Genomic DNA, 18097 nt, shown 5'->3' with positions numbered 1-18097 from the left:
ACGGGTGTCAAATTCTCGACGACGGTGGGTTGCAAGCCGATCAAAAGCGGTCTGAACTTGATTCAAGGGAATTTTTTTGAGCGCTTTTCCACGAGACGGCCATGCCTGACCAAGACGACATCCTGAGTGACGCCGAGCGTGAAGCACTGGCGGCGGTGACCGCGCCCACTGCTGCGCCGCAGAAGGTATTGATCGTCGATGACAATCAGCAGGCCCGCGAAGCCCTCGCCAGTTACCTCAAGAGCAAAGGCATCCAGTGCCTGACCGCGCAGAATGCCGAGCGGGCGTTGGTGTACCTGACGGGCGAGCGCGACATCGGTTTGCTGATTACGGATTTGCGGATGGAGCCCTTCGACGGGCTGGAGTTGATTCGCCAGATTCGCGAGTCGGAGAAGGCGGCGTTGCCGATCATTATCGTGTCGGGTGATGCCGATGTGCCGGACGCCATTGCGGCGATGCATTTGAGTGTCGTCGACTTCTTGCTCAAGCCGATCGATCTGGGGAAATTGATGGAGCTGGTGCGCAGGGAACTCGGGATCAAATGATCGCGGGGCAAGCTCGCTCCTGTAGGAGCGGGCCTGCCCCGCGACTGTTCACTTACAGACCATTCTTGGCCTTGAACTCACGACGACGACGGTGCAGCACTGGCTCGGTGTAGCCGTTTGGCTGCTTGGTGCCTTCGACAACCAGTTCGACCGCCGCCTGGAAGGCGATGTTGTTGTCGAAGTCGGGTGCCAGCGGGCGGTACAGCGGGTCGTTGGCGTTCTGCTTGTCGACCACCGGCGCCATGCGCTTGAGGCTCTCCAGCACCTGGGCCTCGGTGACGATACCGTGGCGCAGCCAGTTGGCCAGCAACTGGGCGGAGATACGCAGGGTGGCACGGTCTTCCATCAGGCCGACATCATTGATGTCCGGTACCTTCGAGCAACCAACGCCCTGGTCGATCCAGCGCACGACATAGCCGAGGATGCCCTGGGCGTTGTTGTCCAGCTCGTTGCGCTTTTCTTCTTCCGACCAGTTGGTGTCGGTCGCCAGCGGAATGGTCAGGATGTCATCCACCGATGCCGGGGCGCGCTTGGCAAGCTCGGCCTGGCGGGCGAACACGTCGACCTTGTGGTAGTGCAGCGCATGCAGCGCGGCGGCAGTTGGCGACGGTACCCAGGCGGTGTTGGCACCGGCCAGCGGGTGAGCGATCTTCTGCTCGAGCATGTCGGCCATCAGGTCCGGCATGGCCCACATGCCTTTACCAATCTGGGCACGGCCTTGCAGACCGGTAGCCAGGCCGATATCGACGTTGGAGTTCTCGTAGGCGCCGATCCATTTCTGGGTCTTCATGGCGCCTTTGCGCACGACGGCGCCGGCTTCCATGGAGGTGTGGATTTCGTCACCGGTACGGTCGAGGAAGCCGGTGTTGATGAACACCACGCGCTCGCTGGCGGCCTTGATACAGGCCTTGAGGTTGACCGTGGTACGGCGCTCCTCGTCCATGATGCCGACCTTCAGGGTGTTGCGCTTGAGGCCCAGCACGTCTTCGATGCGACCGAACAGCTCGTTGGTGAACGCTGCTTCTTCAGGGCCGTGCATCTTCGGTTTGACGATGTACACGGAACCGGTGCGGCTGTTCTTGCGGCTGGTGTTGCCGTTGAGGTTGTGGATCGCCGCGAGGTTGGTGACCAGGCCGTCGAGGATGCCTTCCGGCACTTCGTTGCCGTCCTTGTCGAGGATGGCGTCGATGGTCATCAGGTGACCGACGTTACGCACGAACAGCAGCGAACGACCGTGCAGGGTGACCGAGCCACCGTTGGGCGCGGTGTATTCGCGGTCCGGGTTCATGGTACGGGTGAAGGTCTGGCCGCCCTTGCTGACGCTTTCGGACAGGTCGCCCTTCATCAGGCCGAGCCAGTTGCGGTAGATCACGACCTTGTCATCGGCATCGACGGCGGCGACGGAGTCTTCGCAGTCCATGATGGTGGTCAGGGCGGCTTCCATCAGCACGTCCTTGATACCGGCCGGGTCAGTCTGGCCAACCGGGGTGCTGGCATCGACCTGGATCTCGAAGTGCAGGCCGTTGTGCTTGAGCAGGATGGCCGTCGGTGCCGAGGCGTCGCCCTGGTAGCCGATCAGTTGTGCGTCATCGCGCAGGCCGCTGTTGCTGCCGCCCTTGAGGGCAACGACCAGCTTGCCGCCTTCGATGCGGTAAGCGATGGAGTCGACATGCGAGCCGGCAGCCAGTGGCGCGGACTCGTCGAGGAAGGCGCGGGCGAAGGCAATGACCTTGTCGCCACGGACCTTGTTGTAGCCTTTGCCTTTTTCCGCACCACCTTCTTCGCTGATGGCGTCGGTGCCGTACAAGGCATCGTACAGCGAGCCCCAGCGGGCGTTGGAGGCGTTCAGGGCAAAGCGCGCATTCATCACGGGCACTACCAGCTGCGGGCCGGCCATGCGGGCAATTTCGTCATCGACGTTCTGGGTCGAGGCCTGGAAGTCTGCAGCTTCTGGCAGCAGGTATCCGATGTCCTGGAGGAAGGCTTTGTAAGCCACGGCATCGTGAGCCTGGCCTTTGCGCGCCTGGTGCCAGGCGTCGATCTGCGCCTGCAGTGCGTCACGTTTGGCCAGCAGTGCTTTGTTCTTTGGAGCGAGGTCGTTGATGAGTTTTTCTGCCCCCACCCAGAACTGCTCGGCGTTGACGCCGGTTCCGGGAATGGCTTCGTTATTCACGAAGTCGAACAGGACTTTGGCGACCTGAAGGCCACCGACTTGAACGTGTTCAGTCATTGCTTGCCTCACTCTGCTCAGCTATTCAGCTCTTCTATTTAAGCCTTGCGCGCTTCTCTAAACACGGCACCAGAACTTGCCCTCTGGGCGGCTGGGTGCGGCCAGCCAGACGGGCTGGCGGGCGGTTGCGTATTTTCACAGGCGCCTATGGCAGACATCGATTCGACGTTTTGTAGTCCGCGCTGCGGCATACTACATGATGCGCTGCGGTTGTGAAAATCAGACTAAATACGTCGTTCTGCGACCATTTGGTCGCAGAGGGTCACGCTGGGAAACAGCATGTTCTCAAAAAAGTGGCAGATTGTTCCAGATAAATCTTGAAACAGTACACGATTTGTTCTGAAGGCCGGCTGCGGCAGGTTGCCGCGCCTTGCCTATACTTTCTGCGCGCCCTTGATTTTCGGGCGTCCGAACGGCAACCAGCAGAGGTAAGGCGCGTGGATCATCTCGTATTGACAGTAATCGCCCCGGACAAGGCAGGCCAGGTCGAGCGTATCGCCGAGTGCATTGCCGAGCATAACGGTAACTGGCTGGAGAGTCGCATGTCGCGCATGGCCGGGCAATTTGCCGGGATCTTGCGAGTGGCGGTGCCGGCGGAGTCGTATGACGAACTGGTCGAGGCGCTGCAGGCCCTGGGCAAGTACGACATTCGCGTGCTGATCGCCGAAAGCGGCATCGAGCCGTCCTGCACCTGGAAGCCGATTGCAATGGAACTGGTAGGCAACGATCGCCCCGGCATCGTGCGCGATATCACCCGCCTGTTGGCCGAGCAAGGGGTCAACCTGGAGCGCTTTACCACCGATGTGCGGCCGGCACCGATGAGCAGCGAACCGCTGTTCCATGCCGATGCCTTGCTGGCCATGCCGCTGACGTTGTCCTTGGACAGCCTGCAGGCCAAGCTTGAGGCGCTGGCCGACGATTTGATGGTGGAACTCAAGCTGCGCCCTGAAGAATAGTTATCCCGGTTTGCCGGGGACCGGCCTGTGGATAAGCTGGGGGAAGCCGACGCCAGCCCAAGCGGGCCGTGGCTTTGCGGCAATTGAGCAAAAAACCACCAATAATCAGTGGCTTGTGCACAAAGCGCGGGGATGAGGGTGTGGATAACCTTGGGAGAGGTTGCTGCAGGCCACGGATTACGTGGCCTGCAAAGGTTTGTACGTTTTTTGATCAGCTACGCCGGCGCAAACTCAGCCAGGCATCGACGCTGTAGAGAGCCAGGCCCGCCCAGATAAACATGAAGGCAACCAGGGTGCTGCTCGACAAGTGTTCACCAAACAGCAGCACGGCCTGCAGCAATACCAGGGTGGGTGCCAGGTATTGCAAGAACCCCAGGGTGGTGTAGGGCAGGTGACGGGCGGCGGCGTTGAAACACACCAGCGGGATCAGCGTGACTGGCCCTGCAGCCATCAGCCAGAGCGCTTCGGTGGTGCTGTAGAAGCTTGGCTGGGCGCTGGCGGCCAAGGGGTTGAGCAGCAGCCAGCCGATGGCCAGGGGCACCAGCATCCAGGTTTCCACTACAAGCCCAGGCAGGGCCGCTACCGGCGCCTGTTTGCGGATCAGGCCGTAGAAGCCGAAGCTCAGCGCCAGTATCAGTGAAACCCAGGGCAAGCTGCCCACCTGCCAGACCTGCTGCGCCACACCCGCTGCCGCCAGACCTACCGCCACCCATTGCAACCGTCGCAGGCGCTCGCCGAGCAGCAACATGCCCAGCAGCACATTGATCAGTGGGTTGATGTAGTAGCCCAGGCTCGCTTCGAGCATGCGGCCATTGTTCACCGACCACACATAGGTCAGCCAGTTACCGGCAATCAACGAGCCGCTCAAGGCCAGGATGGCGAGGCGCTTGGGATTGTCGCGCAGTTCACGCCACCAGCCCGGGTGCTTCCACACCAACAGCAACAGTGAGCCGAACAGGGCCGACCAGAGTATCCGGTGAACGATGATTTCTACGGCGGGTACGCTTTGCAGCGCTTTGAAGTAGAGCGGGAATAAGCCCCAGATGATGTAGGCGCTCAGGCCCAGGATGTACCCGCGGCGCGGGTTGGCGGCATGCATGCAGATTCCTTGCTTAGGCAGCTAACTAAAAGCAGTGGCTATTGTAGACAGTCTGGCCCGCGCTTCAGAACAATTTCAGTGGCTCTTCATCCAGGGCAGCCATCTGCTCACGCAGGGCAAGTATCTGATCGCCCCAGTAGCGCTCCTGGCCAAACCACGGAAAGCTGCGAGGGAACGCCGGGTCGTCCCAGCGGCGTGCGAGCCAGGCGCTGTAGTGCAGCAGGCGCAGGGCGCGCAACGGCTCGATCAAGGCCAGCTCTCGTGGATCGAAGTCGTGGAACTCGTTGTAGCCATCCATCAACTCGGCCAACTGGCCCAGGCGTTCCTGGCGGCTACCGGCGAGCATCATCCACAGGTCCTGAACGGCGGGGCCCATGCGGCAGTCGTCAAGGTCGACGATGTGAAACACCTCATCACGGCACATCATGTTGCCGGGGTGGCAGTCACCGTGCAGGCGGATATTTTGATGCGGGGTACTGGCATAGACAGCTTCGACCCGCTTGAGCAGGTCGCGGGCCACCGACTCGAACGCGGGCAGCAGGCTCTTGGGTACGAAGTTGCCTTCTAGCAGGGTGTTCAGTGAGGCATGGCCAAAGTTATCCACTGCCAGGGCTTCACGGTGCTCGAAGGGGCGCGTGGCGCCGACTCCATGCAAACGCCCCAGCAGTTGGCCGAGGCGATAGAGCTGGTCCAGGTTGCCCGGCTCCGGTGCGCGGCCGCCGCGGCGGGGGAACAGGGTAAAACGAAAGCCGCTGTGCTCGAACAGGGTTTCGCCGTTGTGGATAAGTGGCGCCACCACAGGCACCTCGCATTCAGCCAGTTCGGCGGTAAAGCTGTGCTCTTCGAGGATTGCCGCATCGGTCCAGCGATCCGGGCGGTAGAACTTGGCAATCAGCGGCTCGCTCCCTTCGATGCCCACCTGGTAGACGCGGTTCTCGTAGCTGTTGAGTGCCAGCACGCGGGCATCGCTGAGAAAGCCGATGCTCTCGACGGCGTCGAGGACCAGGTCGGGGGTAAGTGTTTCAAAGGGGTGGGACATGTTCGCTCCTGCTGTGCGGCAGGTGGCCGCATCATGCAGGCATGGTACCGCACATTTTTGTAGGAGCGGGCTTGGCCCGCGATAGCGATATCGCGGGGCAAGCCCGCTCCTACAAAGGTTTTGTGCGGGGCAATCAGGTGCCGACGATACCGCCGTCTTCACGGCTGACGGCGATGACCGATGAACGTGGCTTGCCGTTGGGCTGGTGATCCGGGAAGGTCGAACCACCGGTTTCGCCAGGGTGCTGGATGCCGACGAACAAGGTGCGCTGGTCTGGCGCAAAAGCGATGCCGGTCACTTCACAGGCCACGGGGCCGACCATGAAGCGGCGGATCTCGCCACTCACCGGGTCGGCACAGAGCATCTGGTTGTTGCCCATGCCGGCGAAGTCGCCGGCATTGCTGTAATCGCCGTCGGTGAGAATCCACAGCCGGCCATCGGCGTCGAAACCCAGGCCATCCGGGCTGTTGAACATGTTCTGTGGGTTGATGTTGCTTGATCCGCCCTTGGCGTCGCCCGCATGCACGGCGGGATTGCCGGCGACCACGAACAGGTCCCAGTCAAAGCTCATGGCGCCGTGGTCGTCTTCGGTTTCACGCCAGCGCAGGATTTGCCCGTAGAGGTTTTTCTCCCTCGGGTTGGGGCCGCCGGCGGGTTGGCCTTCTTCGCCGCGTTTGACGTTGTTGGTCAGGGTGCAATAGACCTGGCCATCCTTGGGGCTCACCACGATCCACTCCGGGCGGTCCATGCGCGTGGCCTTGAGCTGGCTGGCAGCCAGGCGGGCGTGGATCAGTACCTGGGCCTGGCTGGCAAAGCCATTGGCGGCGATCAGGCCGTTCTTGCCGTGGGTCAGCTCCAGCCATTGGCCTTTGCCACGCGGATGATCGGCGTTGCTGTCGCCATCGTCGAAGCGGGCGACATACAGGGTGCCGTGGTCGAGCAGGTTGCGGTTGGCGCTGGGGTTCTTGTGGTCGATGCGGTCGCGGCTGATGAACTTGTAGATGAACTCGCCGCGTTCATCGTCGCCCATGTAGACGACTGCACGGCCGTCGCGGGTTTCGCCAAGCGCGGCATTCTCGTGCTTGAAGCGGCCCAGGGCGGTGCGCTTGATCGGGGTCGAGTCCGGATCGAACGGGTCGATTTCCACGACCCAACCATGGCGGTTCAGTTCATTGGGGTTCTTTGCCAGGTCAAAGCGCGGGTCGTGTTGATGCCAGCCCACCTCTTTGCCGGTCACTGTCGCGCCGTAGCGTTTTTGCCCGGCATCGAACACCTGGGCGGTGTCGCTGCTGCCAAAGCAGTCGGTGAAGTTCTCTTCGCAGGTCAGGTAGGTGCCCCACGGCGTCTTGCCGTTGGCGCAGTTCTGGAAGGTGCCCAGCACTTTGCGGCCGCTGTTGTCGGCGGCGGTTCTGAGCAAGGCATCGCCTGCGGCAGGGCCACTGACGCGAATGGGCGTGTTGCCGTGGATGCGCCGGTTGTAGGGCGATCCCTGGACGAATTGCCACTGGCCGTTGCTGCGCTTGACCTCGATCACCGAGACGCCTTCGGCCGCCTGGGCCTTGTGCACGTCTTGCGACGAAGTGGGCTGACCGCCATGGGCGAACAGGTAGCGGTAGTTGGTGTATTCGTTGTTGATTGCCATCAGCGCGCGGTTGTCGTCACCCGGGAAGGGGAACAGGCTCATGCCGTCGTTGTTGTCACCAAACTGCAGTTCCTGGGCTTTGGCGCTGCCATGACCAGACACATCGAAGGCCGGCGAGTCGGTGTGCAAGGGCTGGCCCCAGCTGATCAGCACCGAGGCTTTGTAGCCCGGCGGCAGACTGATGCTGTCGGCGGTCGCCGCCGGAATGCTGGTGAAGCCAAGCAGGCTGCTGTTGGCGGCGTCTACGCTGGCGGCCATGACACTGCGGCTGAGCAGGTTGCCACTGAGGAACAGGGCGGCGCCGCACAAGGCGCCGGCTCCGATGAAACGGCGACGGCTGAGGTTGACCAGCTGTTCGAGGTCAGTGTGCTGGTGTTCTTCTAATAGGTTCATGACAGGCTTCCTGCGGTTTAGGCAGTCACCTTAGTCAGGGGTTGTGACGGTTTTGTGTCGGTTTTTATAACGGTGTGCCGATCAGCACGTAGGACGGCTGGAACTGGACGCGAATATCACTGCCGGCGGCAACGCCATGAGATTTGAGCCAGGCGGGTTCGGCAAAGGTGCACAGGGTCTGGCCGTTGCACAGCGTCAGGCGGGCTTCGGTGGGGTCGGGCGCGTTGTCGAGCAGTTCCTCGACCTTGGCTTGCAGGCAGTTGTAGCCCTCCAGCGGTTGTTCCTGCGGGCTGAGCAAGTTCAGCCAGCCGGCCTTGATCAAGGCCACCACCGTGGTGCCCGGGGTCAGCTCCAGGCGCTGGGTGCTGTCGCGGGTGATCAGCGCATCGATGCTCAAGTCGCCCGCCAGGGCCAGGGTAATCCGGTCGTAATGCCCTTGTGCCTCAATTGCGCTGACTTGCCCGTGCAACTGATTCCGCGCACTGGTGCGCAGCATCAGACGGCCCAGCAAGTCGAGGTCGCTGGCGTCTTCGGCGGCTTCCAGAATCTGTGTCTGCAGGGCTTGCAAGTGCTGGTACAGGCGCAGCACCCGCTGGCCTTCCTGCGACAGTTTTGCCCCGCCGCCACCACGGCCGCCCACACTGCGTTCCACCAGCGGTTTGGCGGCCAGGTTGTTGAGCTCATCAATGGCATCCCAGGCCGCTTTGTAGCTCATGCCGGCGCTTTTTGCGGCACGGGTGATCGAGCCTTGTTCGGCGATGTGCTGCAGCAACGCAATACGCTGCGGGCGGCGAACGATGTGCTGGGTGAGCAGGGCGGGCAAGGACATGAGTGATGGCTGGCATGCAGGAATTGTCGAGCGTGAAAAGTGCCCGCACCCCGGCGGCAAGTCAAGCGCTGCCGGGCTTGGCCGTGCGCGCCAGGCAATAGACATCGACCCGCCGAGCACCGGCCTTGAGCAGCAGGCTGGCCAGGGTCTGGGCGGTGGCGCCGGTGGTCAGTACATCGTCGACCAAGGCCAGGTGGCGGCCTTCGATTGCCTGGGCATTGGCGACGACAAAGGCCTGGCGCAGGTTGCGTTTGCGCGCCCGGGCTTTCGAGCCTTGCTGGGCCGGTGTGTCGAGCACGCGCTTGAGCACCTGCTCATTGCAGGCGATGCCGGTGTGGCCGCTCAGCCATTTCGCCAGCATTGCCGCCTGGTTGTAGCCGCGCTGGCGCAAACGACGTCGGGCCAAGGGCACCGGGAGCAACAACGCCGGACGCGGCAAGTCTTCGCTGTAGCGATAGCACAGCCAGCGGCCGAGCAACTGGGCCAGCAGATGCCCCAGTGGCCACTGGCTGTTGTATTTGAACCGGCTGATCAGGGCATCCAGCGGAAAGCCGTAATGCCAGGGGGCTTCGACCCGAAAGAAGGCCGGAGCGCGGCGCCTGCACTCGGCGCAGGTCAGGCCGTGCATGGGCAAGGGCAGGGCGCAGACCTGGCAACCGTCCTGCAGCCAGGGCAGTTCGGCTTCGCAGGCGACGCACAGCGGGTATGGCTGTTCGGCGGGTTCATTGCACAGCAAGCAGATATGGTTACTATTTAACCACTTGTAAACCATGTTTTTGAGTCGTGGTTGACAGCGCATCGGGCTTCCTTAACTATGCGAACTAACCGTGATGCGCTGGCGGGTTTCCTGTACCGGCGCCAGACAAAGCCTAAACAAGGAACCGCCGATGAGCGCCAGCACAACTGCAACAACACGTCACGACTGGAACCTGGCCGAGGTCAAGGCGCTGTTCCAGCAACCGTTCAATGACCTGCTGTTCCAGGCGCAAACCGTGCATCGCGCGCACTTCGACGCCAACCGCGTCCAGGTCTCCACCTTGCTGTCGATCAAGACCGGCGCCTGCCCGGAAGATTGCAAATATTGTCCACAGTCCGGCCACTACAACACCGGGCTGGAAAAGCAGAAGCTGATGGAAGTGCAGAAGGTCCTTGAAGAGGCGGCCCGGGCGAAGGCCATCGGTTCCACCCGCTTCTGCATGGGCGCCGCCTGGAAACACCCTTCGGCCAAAGACATGCCCTACGTGCTGCAGATGGTCAAAGGGGTCAAGGCCATGGGCCTGGAAACCTGCATGACCCTGGGCAAGCTCGACCAGGAACAGACCCAGGCCCTGGCCGAAGCCGGGCTGGACTACTACAACCACAACCTCGACACCTCGCCAGAGTTCTACGGCAGCATCATCACCACCCGCACCTACAGCGAGCGCCTGCAGACCCTGGCCTATGTGCGCGATGCGGGCATGAAGATCTGCTCGGGCGGGATCCTCGGCATGGGCGAGTCGCTGGACGACCGCGCGGGCCTGTTGATCCAGCTGGCCAACCTGCCGGAGCATCCGGAGTCGGTGCCGATCAACATGCTGGTCAAGGTCGCCGGAACGCCGCTGGAGAATGCCGAGGAGGTCGATCCGTTCGACTTCATCCGCATGCTCGCCGTTGCCCGGATTCTGATGCCCAAATCTCATGTGCGCCTGTCGGCCGGCCGCGAGGCGATGAACGAGCAGATGCAGGCACTGGCATTCTTCGCCGGCGCCAACTCGATTTTCTACGGCGAAAAACTCCTGACCACCGCCAACCCGCAAGCCGACAAGGACATGCAGCTGTTCGCCCGCCTGGGCATCCAGCCTGAAGCGCGCGAAGAGCATGCCGACGAAGTTCATCAGGCTGCCATCGAGCAGGCCCTGATCGAGCAGAAGAGCAGCGAGCTGTTCTATAACGCCGTCTCGGCCTGAGGCGGCCATGGCCTTTGATCTTCGCGCGCGGCTGGAACAACGCCGCGCCGCTGACCTGTATCGCCAGCGCCCCTTGCTGCAGAGCCCCCAGGGCCCGCAGGTGGTGGTGGACGGCCAGCCGTTGCTGGCGTTCTGCAGCAACGATTACCTGGGGCTGGCCAATCATCCGGAGGTGATTGCCGCCTGGCGCGCCGGTGCCGAGCGCTGGGGTGTGGGAGGCGGGGCCTCTCATCTGGTGATCGGCCACAGCACCCCCCATCACGAGGTCGAAGAAGCGCTGGCCGAACTGACCGGCCGCCCGCGTGCGCTGCTGTTCACCACCGGCTACATGGCCAACCTCGGCGCCCTGACGGCGCTGGTCGGCCAGGGCGATACGGTGCTGCAGGATCGTCTCAATCACGCCTCGCTGCTCGATGCCGGGCTGCTCAGCGGGGCGCGCTTCAATCGCTACCTGCATAACGACGCGGCCAGCCTGGCCAACCGCCTGGACAAGGCGGTGGGCAACACCCTGGTGGTCACCGACGGGGTGTTCAGCATGGACGGCGATATCGCCGATCTGCCGGCGCTGGCGGCCACGGCCAAGGCGCGAGATGCCTGGTTGATGGTCGACGACGCCCACGGCTTTGGCACCCTGGGCCGCAATGGCGGCGGGATCGTCGAGCATTTCGGTTTGAGCCACGAACAGGTGCCGGTGCTGATCGGTACCCTGGGCAAGGCATGCGGTACTGCCGGGGCATTTGTGGCGGGTAGCGAAGAATTGATCGAGTGCCTGATCCAGTTCGCCCGTCCCTACATCTATACCACCAGCCAGCCCCCGGCCCTTGCGTGCGCTACTTTGCGCAGCCTGCAACTGCTGCGCAGCGAGCATTGGCGGCGTGAGCACCTGGCGACGCTGATCCAGCAGTTTCGCACCGGCGCCGAACAGATCGGCCTGCAGTTGATGGACAGCTTCACGCCGATCCAGCCGATCCTGATTGGCGACAGTGGCCGGGCCTTGCGTCTGTCGCAGATGCTGCGCGAGCGCGGTTTGCTGGTGACGGCGATCCGCCCGCCGACCGTACCGGCAGGCAGCGCGCGGTTGCGGGTGACCTTGAGCGCGGCGCACAGCGAGGCGCAGGTGCAGCTATTGTTGGATGCATTGGCTGACTGTTATCCGCTGCTGGAGCCTGCTGATGCGTAATCACCTGATTCTGTTGCCAGGCTGGGGCCTGGGTAGTTCTGCGTTGCAGCCGTTGGTGGCATCCCTGCGCGCCATTGACCCGGGATTGCGGGTCGAGATCCAGGCCCTGCCGAACCTTGCTTCCCATGACCCGAAGGACTGGCTCGATCAGCTGGACCGCCAGTTGCCACGCAATGTCTGGCTGGGCGGCTGGTCGCTGGGCGGCATGCTCGCCGCCGAACTGGCCGCACGGCGTGGCGATGACTGCCGCGGCCTGATCACCCTGGGCAGCAACCTCAGTTTTGTCAGCCGCGCGGATTGGCCTCACGGCATGGCGGTAGACACCTTCCAGACCTTTCTTGAAGGTTGCCGCTATCACACCCAGGTCACCCTCAAGCGCTTTGTGTCGCTGTGCAGCCAGGGGGCAGAAGAGCCTCGCAGCCTGGCGCGCCTGCTTGGCGCCAGCCTGCCGGAGCCTGCGCCAGAGCTGTTGGTGGCCGGGCTCGAAGTGCTTGGCAAGCTCGACACCCGGGCGGCATTGCAAGCCTACGGCGGCCCGCAGTTGCACCTGTTTGCCGGGCGCGACGGGCTGGTGCCGGCCGAGGTTGCCGGGGTATTGCTGGAAGAACTGCCTGACGTGGAAGTCGGGCTGTTGGAAGACAGTGCTCATGGTTTTGTGATGGAAACACCTCATGAGCTGGCGGCGGCAATCAAGGCCTTTGTACATGAGAGTGGCGATGACTGATCTTTCTCTACCGGGCTTGCCCGGTGCACTGCCCGACAAGCGTCAGGTGGCGGCCTCGTTTTCCCGCGCAGCAGCCAGCTATGACAGCGTCGCTGAATTGCAGCGGGCGGTGGGCAACCGATTGCTTGAGCAGTTGCCCGCAGCCCTGGAACCCCGGCGGTGGCTGGATCTTGGCAGTGGCACGGGGTGCTTCAGCCGCGCCTTGCAACAACGTTTTCCACAGGCAAGCGGCATTGCCGTGGACATCGCGGAAGGCATGCTCCAGCACGCACGAACACTGGGCGGGGCGCACTACCATGTGGCTGGTGATGCCGAGCGTCTGCCGTTGCGCGATGCGGGGGTCGAGCTGATCTTTACCAGCCTTGCAGTGCAGTGGTGTTCAGACTTTCGTGCAGTACTTGCCGAGGCTCATCGAGCCTTGCAGCCGGGCGGCGTGCTGGCCTTTGCCAGCCTGTGCGTCGGCACCCTGCATGAGCTGCGCGAGAGTTGGCAGGCGGTGGATGGGCTGGTGCATGTGAACCGCTTTCGGCAAATGGCCGATTACCAGCGCCTGTGTGCCGAGAGCGAGTTGCAGGTGCTGAGCCTGGAGGCCCGGCCCCATGTGCTGTACTACCCTGACGTGCGCAGCCTGACCCATGAACTCAAGGCCCTGGGCGCGCACAACCTCAACCCCGGGCGTCCTGCCGGTTTGACCGGACGGGCGCGGATGCAGGGTTTGCTGCAAGCCTACGAACAGTTTCGTCAGGCGCAAGGACTGCCCGCCACTTATCAAGTGGTCTACGGTGTACTGCAAAAGCCGTTGCTAGAAGGGGAGTGAGATGAGCCCAGCCTATTTCATCGCTGGCACCGACACAGACGTCGGTAAGACCACCATTGCCGCAGGGTTGCTGTATGCCGCGCAACAAGCGGGCTTGAGCACCCTGGGCGCGAAGCCCGTGGCGTCAGGATGCGCAGTCACGGCCAAGGGGCTGCGCAATGACGATGCGCTGGCATTGATCGCGCAGAGTTCGCACAAGCTGCCCTATGAACAGGTCAATCCCTTCGCCTTCGAGCCTGCAATCGCGCCGCACCTGGCGGCCCGCGAGGCGGGTGTGGCGTTGAGTGTGCCAGCGCTGTTGGCGCCCATGCGCCAGATTCTGGAGCAGGGAGCGGACTTCACCCTGATCGAGGGGGCCGGTGGCTGGCGTGTGCCGTTGTCGGGCGAGGCCAATCTGTCGGACCTGGCTATTGCCTTGAAGCTGCCGGTGATTCTGGTGGTGGGTGTGCGCCTGGGCTGTATCAACCACGCATTGCTGAGCGCCGAGGCCATCGCCCGAGACGGTCTGCAATTGGCCGGTTGGGTGGCCAATATTGTCGATCCGCGCACTTCGCGCCTGGAGGAAAACCTCGCCAGCCTTGCCGAGCGGTTGCCGGCACCGTGCCTTGGACGGGTGCCAAAGCTCAAGCAGGCGTCGGCAGAACTGGTGGCAGAGCACTTGCAGCTGGATTTGCTGGACTAGCCCGCGTCTATCGTGTGGCTACATGCCATTACTGATTTCAACGGGCCTTTTACCGCAAGGTTTGCTTCAATGGGGGCTGTTCGCCTTCAGCGACAGGGAGTTTTGACATGGAAATCTCGGGCAGCTCAGTGTTTTATGCCGGCCTTGGCGCAATGCAGGCCGGGCACCAGCGGGTCGATCAAGCCGCCAGCCAGATCGCCAACACCACCGTAGAGCGTTCCGCCACCAGCCAGTCCAGCGACTATCAGGCCGAGCGCCTGCGCGCGGTCGATCGCAGCCAGCAGATGGACCTGGCCACCAGCAACGTGGAAATGGCCCTGGGCAAGCATCAGGTCGAAATAGGTGTCAAATTGGCCAAAGCATCGGACGAAATGCTCGGCACCCTGATCGACACCTACGCCTGAACCTCCCGCCGCACACGCTGCGAGCCTTCAACTAATCTTTGTGTATCAGTGCCCTGGCCTTGCAGGTGGGCGCCCGGCTGCCTGTTTCAGGCATTTTTTCCACGACGATCGCGCAGTCTGGCATGGCAGAACTGCCCTCTGGTTGATGCTTGACAAGTTTTCGGCGTAAACGTATGTTTCAAACAACTGTTTGACCGAAAGCCGCCTAGAGCTGGTCGGTATATCGCGGTCTCCCTATCCAGGATTCATCAGTCGAGGTTCATCGCTATGCCTGATTACAAAGCCCCCTTGCGTGATATTCGCTTCGTTCGTGACGAGCTGCTCGGCTACGAAGCGCACTATCAGAGCCTGCCGGCTTGCCAGGACGCCACTCCAGACATGGTGAATGCCATCCTCGAGGAAGGCGCCAAGTTTTGTGAACAGGTACTGGCTCCGCTGAACCGTGTGGGTGACCTGGAAGGCTGCACCTGGAGCGAGTCGGGCGTTAAGACCCCGACCGGTTTCAAGGAAGCCTACAAGCAGTTCGTCGAAGGCGGCTGGCCGAGCCTGGCCCATGACGTCGATCACGGCGGTCAGGGTCTGCCGGAGTCGCTGGGCCTGGCGGTCAGCGAAATGGTCGGTGAGTCGAACTGGTCCTGGGGCATGTACCCAGGCCTGTCTCACGGCGCGATGAACACCATCTCCGAGCACGGCACCGCCGAGCAGCAAGAGACCTACCTGACCAAGCTGGTATCCGGCGAGTGGACCGGCACCATGTGCCTGACCGAGCCACACTGCGGTACCGACCTGGGCATGCTGCGCACCAAGGCCGAACCTCAGGCTGACGGTTCCTACAAAGTCACCGGCACCAAGATCTTCATCTCGGCCGGTGAACACGACATGGCCGACAACATCGTCCACATCGTACTGGCCCGCCTGCCCGATGCACCGGCTGGCACCAAAGGTATTTCCCTGTTCATCGTGCCGAAGTTCCTGCCGACCGCCGAAGGCACCGTGGGCGAGCGTAACGCGGTGTCCTGTGGCTCCCTCGAACACAAGATGGGCATCCACGGCAACGCTACCTGCGTGATGAACTTCGACGCGGCTACCGGCTACCTGATCGGCCCGGCCAACAAAGGCCTGAACTGCATGTTCACCTTCATGAACACCGCTCGCCTGGGTACCGCGCTGCAAGGCCTGGCCCACGCTGAAGTAGCGTTCCAGGGTGGCCTGAAATACGCTCGCGACCGCCTGCAAATGCGTTCGCTAACTGGCCCGAAAGCACCGGAAAAAGCCGCTGACCCGATCATCGTGCACCCGGATGTACGTCGTATGCTGCTGACCATGAAGGCCTTCGCCGAAGGCAACCGTGCCATGGTCTACTTCACTGCCAAGCAGGTCGACATCGTCAAGTACAGCCAGGACGAAGAAGAGAAGAAGAAAGCCGACGCACTGCTGGCGTTCATGACGCCGATCGCCAAGGCCTTCATGACTGAAGTCGGCTTTGAAGCGGCCAACCACGGCGTACAGATCTATGGCGGCCACGGCTTCATCGCCGAGTGGGGCATGGAGCAGAACGTTCGCGACAGCCGTATCTCCATGCTGTACGAAGGCACCACCGGCATCCAGGCGCTGGACCTGCTCGGCCGTAAAGTGCTGATGACCCAGGGCGAAGCGCTCAAGGGCTTCACCAAGATCGTGCACAAGTTCTGCCAGGGTAACGAAGGCAACGAAGCCATCAGCGAGTTCGTTGCACCGCTGGCCCAACTGAACAAAGAGTGGGGCGAGCTGACCATGAAGGTCGGCATGGCTGCGATGAAAGACCGCGAAGAAGTCGGTGCCGCTTCGGTGGATTACCTGATGTACTCCGGCTACGCCTGCCTGGCCTACTTCTGGGCCGACATGGCACGCCTGGCTGCCGAGAAACTGGCTGCCGGCACCAGCGAAGAAGCCTTCTACACCGCCAAGCTGCAGACCGCGCGCTTCTACTTCCAGCGCATCCTGCCGCGTACCCGCACTCACGTAGCAACCATGCTGTCGGGTGCCAACAACCTGATGGACATGAACGAAGAGCACTTCGGTCTCTCGTACTGAGTCACAGCGCTGTAGCGAAAACGCCTGCCCTCACCGGCAGGCGTTTTTTTTTGCATCTGTAGGAGCGGGCTCGCCCCGCGATTGCAGTACATCTGCCAGACCCGCTCGCGGGTCAAACCCACGCCTACTCCGACAATGGCGCTCATCTATTCATGAGCGCTGCCGACACATTAAAGGCACAATGCCATTATTGATCTGCCGGGTCGGAGATTACCCTTGTTTCGTTTATCCGCTGTACGCCCGAGCCACTTCCTGCCATCCGTCTGTTTGCTGGTGTCGGGGCTCGCGGCCGCCTATGTGAGGGACCTCAGCGTCTTCTTCACGTCGCTGTTCAATGTCTTGCCTACCCTGGTCCTGTTGTTGGGCGGCGCCTACTGCGCCGTTTATCGCCGCCAGCGCGAACTGTTCCTGATGGTCACGGTGTACATCGCCTATTACCTGCTCGATACCCAGACCGATTTCTACCGGGACAACGGCCGGGTACGCGAGGATGCCGCGGTGGTCTTCCACCTGGTCTGCCTGCTATTGCCCCTGATGTTCACCTTGTACAGCGCCTGGCAGGAACGCACGCACTTGTTCCAGGACATGGTCGCGCGCTTCGCCGTATTGCTGGCGGTCGGGAGCGTGGCGCTGGGGCTGGAGCAGAGTTACCCACAGGTGCTGCTCGGCTGGCTGGCGGAGATCCGCTGGCCGTCGCTGCATGGCCAGTGGATGAGCCTGATCCAATTGGCCTATCCCGTGTTCTTCATTGCCTTCGGGGTGCTGGTGGTGCAGTACCTGCGCGAGCCCAGGCCTCTGCATGCCGCGCAGATCATTGGCCTGATCGGGATTTTCTGGATGCTGCCGCAAACCTTCATCCTGCCGTTCACCCTGAACATCATGTGCAGCCAGGTGATGCTGATGATCGCTGCGGCGGTTTCTCATGAGGCTTATCAAATGGCCTTTCGCGATGAGCTGACCGGCCTGCCGGGTCGCCGCGCCCTCAACGAGCGCATGCAGCGCCTGGGGCGCAACTATGTGCTTGCAATGACCGACGTCGATCACTTCAAGAAATTCAACGACACCCACGGCCACGATGTCGGTGACCAGGTGCTGCGCCTGGTGGCCAGCAAGCTGTCCAAGGTGACCGGTGGCGGTCGTGCCTACCGCTATGGCGGCGAGGAATTTGCCCTGGTGTTCGCCGGCAAGAGTATCGAGGAGTGCATGCCGCACCTGGAGGCGGTGCGCGAGGTGATTGCCAACTACAACATTCAACTGCGGAACCAGGACAGCCGGCCCCACGACGATTACCAGGGGCGGCAGCGGCGTGGGGCATCGGCGGCGTCCAGTGTGTCGGTGACGATCAGCATTGGCGTCAGCGAGCGTCTGGCAGATCACCGCTCACCCGACGAAGTGCTCAAATCGGCCGACCAGGCGCTCTACAGCGCCAAGGGCGCGGGGCGCAACTGCGTCATGGCCCATGGTCATCAGGCCAAGCGGGGCGCGGTACGCACTGTGTGACTGTAAGTGACTATTTGGTCGCTAGATGACCCTATGTC

General features: G+C 62.3%; 16 protein-coding genes. 10 read left to right on the top strand and 6 right to left on the bottom strand.

The features are described from left to right. Positions 1-101 precede the first annotated feature (101 nt). Entirely contained in the window at positions 102-545 is a 444-nt protein-coding gene (locus U9R80_RS25270) for a response regulator (protein WP_301842217.1), read from the top strand. A 52-nt stretch (positions 546-597) separates the two neighbouring features. Here U9R80_RS25270 and U9R80_RS25265 read toward each other — a convergent pair whose 3' ends face one another. Continuing rightward, a complete protein-coding gene (locus U9R80_RS25265) occupies positions 598-2775 on the bottom strand; it encodes a malate synthase G (protein WP_301842216.1) in 2178 nt (725 codons plus the stop codon). 437 nt (positions 2776-3212) lie between these two features. Between U9R80_RS25265 and U9R80_RS25260 the strand changes: the two genes are divergently transcribed. Then, positions 3213-3731, top strand: coding sequence for a glycine cleavage system protein R (locus tag U9R80_RS25260; protein ID WP_301842215.1), 519 nt, complete (start codon positions 3213-3215; stop codon positions 3729-3731). A 211-nt stretch (positions 3732-3942) separates the two neighbouring features. Here the strand turns inward: U9R80_RS25260 and rarD are convergent, their stop codons facing one another. The 5 genes from rarD to U9R80_RS25235 form a co-directional block, all read right to left on the bottom strand. Further along, positions 3943-4830: an EamA family transporter RarD gene (rarD, locus tag U9R80_RS25255; protein WP_301842213.1), complete on the bottom strand. Its 888-nt coding sequence runs from the start codon at positions 4828-4830 to the stop codon at positions 3943-3945. A gap of 64 nt (positions 4831-4894) precedes the next feature. Further along, positions 4895-5869, bottom strand: coding sequence for a serine/threonine protein kinase (locus U9R80_RS25250; RefSeq protein ID WP_301842212.1), 975 nt, complete (start codon positions 5867-5869; stop codon positions 4895-4897). A gap of 133 nt (positions 5870-6002) precedes the next feature. Next, positions 6003-7904 (bottom strand): PhoX family protein, encoded by a 1902-nt coding sequence (locus tag U9R80_RS25245; RefSeq protein WP_301842211.1) that lies wholly within the window; start codon positions 7902-7904, stop codon positions 6003-6005. 64 nt (positions 7905-7968) lie between these two features. Continuing rightward, entirely contained in the window at positions 7969-8733 is a 765-nt protein-coding gene (locus tag U9R80_RS25240; protein ID WP_301842210.1) for a TOBE domain-containing protein, read from the bottom strand. Positions 8734-8794: 61 nt separating this feature from the next. After that, positions 8795-9532, bottom strand: a complete 738-nt coding sequence (locus tag U9R80_RS25235; RefSeq protein ID WP_301842209.1) for a ComF family protein — start codon at positions 9530-9532, stop codon at positions 8795-8797. A gap of 88 nt (positions 9533-9620) precedes the next feature. On the opposite strand from U9R80_RS25235, the gene bioB reads away from it, so the two are divergent. The 8 genes from bioB (at position 9621) to U9R80_RS25195 (ending at position 18059) form a co-directional block, all read left to right on the top strand. After that, positions 9621-10679, top strand: a complete 1059-nt coding sequence (gene bioB, locus U9R80_RS25230; protein ID WP_301842208.1) for a biotin synthase BioB — start codon at positions 9621-9623, stop codon at positions 10677-10679. A 7-nt stretch (positions 10680-10686) separates the two neighbouring features. Next, on the top strand, positions 10687-11859 hold the full coding sequence (gene bioF, locus U9R80_RS25225) for an 8-amino-7-oxononanoate synthase (RefSeq protein WP_301842206.1): 1173 nt from the start codon (positions 10687-10689) through the stop codon (positions 11857-11859). After that, on the top strand, positions 11852-12583 hold the full coding sequence (locus U9R80_RS25220; RefSeq protein WP_301842204.1) for an alpha/beta fold hydrolase: 732 nt from the start codon (positions 11852-11854) through the stop codon (positions 12581-12583). The genes bioF and U9R80_RS25220 overlap by 8 nt, the downstream gene beginning before the upstream one ends. Next, positions 12576-13400, top strand: coding sequence for a malonyl-ACP O-methyltransferase BioC (bioC, locus tag U9R80_RS25215; protein ID WP_301842203.1), 825 nt, complete (start codon positions 12576-12578; stop codon positions 13398-13400). The genes U9R80_RS25220 and bioC overlap by 8 nt, the downstream gene beginning before the upstream one ends. A gap of 1 nt (position 13401) precedes the next feature. Beyond that, entirely contained in the window at positions 13402-14082 is a 681-nt protein-coding gene (gene bioD / locus U9R80_RS25210) for a dethiobiotin synthase (protein WP_301842202.1), read from the top strand. Positions 14083-14189: 107 nt separating this feature from the next. After that, positions 14190-14486, top strand: coding sequence for a pyrroloquinoline quinone biosynthesis protein PqqE (locus tag U9R80_RS25205; protein WP_301842201.1), 297 nt, complete (start codon positions 14190-14192; stop codon positions 14484-14486). A 267-nt stretch (positions 14487-14753) separates the two neighbouring features. Beyond that, positions 14754-16559 (top strand): phenylacyl-CoA dehydrogenase, encoded by a 1806-nt coding sequence (locus tag U9R80_RS25200; RefSeq protein WP_301842200.1) that lies wholly within the window; start codon positions 14754-14756, stop codon positions 16557-16559. 216 nt (positions 16560-16775) lie between these two features. Further along, positions 16776-18059, top strand: coding sequence for a GGDEF domain-containing protein (locus tag U9R80_RS25195; protein WP_301842199.1), 1284 nt, complete (start codon positions 16776-16778; stop codon positions 18057-18059). The last annotated feature ends 38 nt before the right edge of the window (positions 18060-18097 follow it).

Source organism: Pseudomonas sp. JQ170C, assembly GCF_035581345.1.
In the GTDB taxonomy this organism is placed as follows: domain Bacteria; phylum Pseudomonadota; class Gammaproteobacteria; order Pseudomonadales; family Pseudomonadaceae; genus Aquipseudomonas.
Note: the sequence above shows the minus strand (reverse complement) of the source record. Positions and strands in the feature narration are given on the sequence as shown.